Consider the following 4,104-nt stretch of genomic DNA (forward strand, 5'->3'; position numbering starts at 1 on the left):
GGCGCCGAGGTTTCCGATGCCGACGATCACAACCGGCCAGTCCTGGGTGAGGCCGAGTTCACGGGAGATCTGGTAGACGAGATACTCCACGTCGTAGCCGACACCGCGCGTTCCGTAGGAGCCCAGGTACGAGAAGTCCTTGCGCAGCTTGGCGGAGTTGACCCCCGCCGCCGCGGCCAGCTCCTCGGAGGAGACCGTGGGGACCGAGCGCTCCGACAGTGCGGTCAGGGCTCGGAGGTACAGCGGAAGCCGGGCGACGGTGGCCTCGGGAATCCCTCGGCTACGGGTCGCCGGTCGGTGTGTTCGGCCAGTTGCCACGGTGCTCCTGCGGGTAGAGCGGGGCTGCAGGCGGTCATACGTCCCCAGACCGCCCCGTCGACAGCAGGCTATGTCTTTGTGAACGCGTGCACAAAGATGGTGTCCGATTTGCCCGGCAGAAGTGACCGGGGTCACGCGGGTTTCACGCCCTCGCAGGGAACGGGCGCCTACGCACCGCCGCTCCTTCATTACTGGGGGCAAAACCGCACACTCTCCTCACGAATCCCGCCCCCGAGAACCAGACCGCCGTCGATCCTAAGCGACTTTCCGGCCAGTTTGGACTACTCGGTCAGTGCCCGCCGCAGCCGTTCCTCGTTCACGCGCCAGAAGGTGTGCTGCTCACCGTCGATCAGGACGACCGGGATCTGCTCCCAGTAGCGGTCGTGCAGCTCGCGGTCCTCGGTGATGTCCTTCGGCTCCCACGGCACACCGAGGTCGCCGCACACCTTCTCGACCACCGCCTGCGCGTCGTCGCACAGGTGGCAGCCGGGCTTGCGGACGAGCGTGACCAGCCGCGCGCGCGGCTCGGACCTGCGTCGGAAGAAGGGACTCATGCCGGCCATTCTCGCCCGCTCCGTGCCCGTTCCGGATCGCTTCCCCGAGCATCCGGTCGCGCAGAGTTCACACCGCGCCCACCTCGCGGCACCGGAACCGCCGAACGGACTGGCTATGCTCACGTCATGGCCGCTCTCGGATGGCTCACACCCCGTAGGCGCTCCGCCACGGCGCGGAGCGTGTTGGCAGGCGAGGCCTCGGCGGAGGCCGCCCGCAAGTCCTCGCAGGACGCCCCGCTCACCGCGCCGGAGGAACCGCAGTTCCCGGTGATCGGCGACATCAGCGCCGCCGCCTTCTTCGACCTCGACAACACGGTCATGCAGGGCGCCGCGCTGTTCCACTTCGGCCGGGGACTGTACAAGCGGAAGTTCTTCGAGACCCGCGACCTCGCCAGGTTCGCCTGGCAGCAGGCGTGGTTCCGGCTGGCCGGCGTCGAGGACCCCGAGCACATGCAGGACGCCCGCGACTCGGCGCTGTCGATCGTCAAGGGCCACCGGGTCGCCGAGCTGGAGTCGATCGGCGAGGAGATCTACGACGAGTACATGGCCGACCGCATCTGGCCCGGCACCCGCGCCCTCGCGCAGGCCCACCTGGACGCCGGCCAGAAGGTGTGGCTGGTCACCGCGGCCCCGGTCGAGATCGCCCAGGTCATCGCCCGCCGCCTCGGCCTGACCGGCGCGCTCGGCACGGTCGCCGAGTCCGTCGACGGCGTCTACACCGGCAAGCTGGTCGGCGAGCCGCTGCACGGGCCGGCCAAGGCGGAGGCGGTGCGCGCCCTGGCCGCCGCCGAGGGCCTGGACCTGTCCCGCTGCGCGGCCTACAGCGACAGCCACAACGACATCCCCATGCTGTCCCTGGTCGGCCACCCCTACGCCATCAACCCCGACGCCAAGCTCCGCAGGCACGCCCGTGAGCAGGACTGGCGTCTGCGCGACTACCGCACCGGCCGCAAGGCCGCGAAGGTCGGCATCCCGGCCGCGGCGGGCGTCGGCGCGGTCGCCGGCGGCACCGCGGCGGCCATCGCCCTGAGCCGGCGCCGGCGATAGCCGCGCGGCCGCGTCCCGCGGCCCGCCCGCATCCCTCGGTCCCCCCGCACCCCTCGGTCCCGCGCGCACGAATTATGCCGCGGCCATTTCAACACGCCCTGTACCTTGCCGAAACAGGCACCATTCCGGTCAACAACCGATCAGGTTGTGGAACTTGAACAGCCACCAAACGGCTACAGATGCGACGCAATCGATGATTTGAACAACTCGGTGTAGCAGCACCTGTACGAAGCGTTATTCTCCTCAGACGCAAACCGGTACCCCTCCGTCGCTACGACGGGTGAAAGGTCCCGCACTGCACGTGATGGAAGCTCTGCCTCTGGGAGTCCCGTGTACCCACACGTCGGGGTTGACGCCTCGGGCCTGGCTACGCTGCGCGCACGGATCGCGACGGTCAAAGAGACGCTGCGCGGCTTCGTCCCCACCGCGTACGCCGTCCCGGCCTTCGCCACCGCCGCGCCCGCGGGCCCGTGCTACGCACTGGCCGACGGCAGCGCCGCCGTCGGCAGACGGGGGCGTGCCACCGGCGCGGGCACCACCCGCCGCCCCGCCGCCGACAGCGACAGCGCCCGGATGATGGACCTGGTCGAACGCGCCCAGGCGGGGGAGGCCGAGGCCTTCGGACGGCTCTACGACCAGTACAGCGACACCGTCTACCGCTACATCTACTACCGCGTGGGCGGCCGGGCCACCGCCGAGGACCTCACCAGCGAGACCTTTCTGCGGGCGCTCAGGAGGATCGGCACCTTCACCTGGCAGGGCCGCGACTTCGGCGCGTGGCTCGTGACGATCGCCCGCAACCTGGTCGCCGACCACTTCAAGTCCAGCCGCTTCCGGCTGGAGGTGACCACCGGCGAGATGCTCGACGCCAACGAGGTCGAGCGCTCCCCGGAGGACTCCGTCCTGGAGTCCCTGTCGAACGCCGCCCTGCTCGAGGCCGTACGGCGGCTCAACCCGCAGCAGCAGGAGTGCGTGACGCTCCGCTTCCTCCAGGGCCTCTCGGTCGCCGAGACGGCCCGGGTCATGGGCAAGAACGAGGGCGCCATCAAGACCCTCCAGTACCGCGCCGTACGCACCCTCGCCCGGCTGCTGCCGGACGACGCCCGCTGACGACCGCCACTGGGAGCGACGCCCAACTCACCCGAAGCGAAGCAACGTTGCCTCTCCGATTCGTTCATCCGCCGTCCGTAACCCAAGTGCCGCCCCAGTCGTTGTGCGGGATACAGGCTCCCTGTGGTCACGTTCCGGCCGACCCTGATCGCTCGATCGTGGGAAGTGGTCGTGGGCGTGCAACCCTCAGGACCCCCTGGGGAGTCGACCGTCATGACGAGAGGAGGTGCCGCCAGTGATCGCGAACGTATCGGCGCACCGGCGGGCGAACGCCTTCGCCCAGGCCCTGGACGAGCAGTCCGACCGGGACACGGCGGCCGAGCAGTCCGCAGCACCGGCGGAGTCGCCGCCGGCCGCAGAGGAACACACCGAACAGGGCGTGCTGCTGGCCCTGGCGGAGGGTCTCGGCGCACTGCCCAAGCCGCAGCTCGACCCGGAGGTCAAGGTCGTCCAGCGGGCCCAACTGGTGGCCGCGATGGAGGCCATGCTCCAGGAGGGGACCGGGGCGGCGGACGCGTCGGTACCGGAACAGCGGTCCCACCGGGCCAGGGGCGCGCACCGGGCGAGCCCGCTGGGCAAACTCCGCCCGCGCACCAGGCTGACCAAGGGCCTCGCGGCCGGCGGGCTGAGCGTGGGCGTGGCCGCCGGGGCCTTCGGCGGGGTCGCCGCCGCCAGTTCCGACGCCCTGCCCGGCGACTCGCTGTACGGCCTGAAGCGCGGCATCGAGGACTTCAAGCTCAACTACCTGACCGACGGCGACGACCAGCGCGGCCAGACCTACCTCGACCAGGCCTCCACCCGGCTGAACGAGGCCCGCCGGCTGCTCGAGCGCGGCCGCGGCGGCCACCTGGACCACGAGTCCATCGGCGAGATCCGCCGCACCCTGTCCGGGATGCAGCACGACGTCACCGAGGGCCACCGGCTGCTCCACGCGGCCTACGAGGCAGATCCGGACTCCCTCGGTCCCATCCAGGCGCTGTCGGCGTTCTCCAGATCCCACCGCGAGGCCTGGAGCGCGCTCAGCGACAGGCTGCCCGTCCAGCTGGGCGACGTCAAACAGCAGGTGTCGTCGGTC

5 protein-coding genes are annotated in these 4,104 nt (G+C 70.6%); 3 read left to right on the top strand and 2 right to left on the bottom strand.

Annotated elements, in window-relative coordinates; translation table 11 throughout:
- Positions 1-318 (bottom strand): winged-helix domain-containing protein (locus IE312_RS39000; protein ID WP_306419713.1); only part of this gene is annotated, 318 nt, incomplete at its 3' end.
- A gap of 281 nt (positions 319-599) precedes the next feature.
- On the bottom strand, positions 600-881 hold the full coding sequence (locus IE312_RS05830; protein WP_189978929.1) for a glutaredoxin family protein: 282 nt from the start codon (positions 879-881) through the stop codon (positions 600-602).
- A 117-nt stretch (positions 882-998) separates the two neighbouring features.
- Here IE312_RS05830 and IE312_RS05835 point away from each other — a divergent pair, with 117 nt between their 5' ends.
- The 3 genes from IE312_RS05835 to IE312_RS05845 all read left to right on the top strand — a co-directional run.
- Positions 999-1,919 (top strand): HAD family hydrolase, encoded by a 921-nt coding sequence (locus IE312_RS05835; protein WP_189978931.1) that lies wholly within the window; start codon positions 999-1,001, stop codon positions 1,917-1,919.
- A 330-nt stretch (positions 1,920-2,249) separates the two neighbouring features.
- Complete coding sequence (locus tag IE312_RS05840) at positions 2,250-3,029, top strand: ECF subfamily RNA polymerase sigma factor, BldN family (protein ID WP_189978933.1); 780 nt, start codon at positions 2,250-2,252, stop codon at positions 3,027-3,029.
- A gap of 235 nt (positions 3,030-3,264) precedes the next feature.
- The coding region (locus tag IE312_RS05845; protein WP_189978935.1) for a DUF5667 domain-containing protein at positions 3,265-4,104 on the top strand (840 nt) is incomplete at its 3' end.

Origin of the sequence: Streptomyces capoamus (genome assembly GCF_014654935.1) — a bacterium.
Classification (GTDB): Bacteria; Actinomycetota; Actinomycetes; order Streptomycetales; family Streptomycetaceae; genus Streptomyces; species Streptomyces capoamus.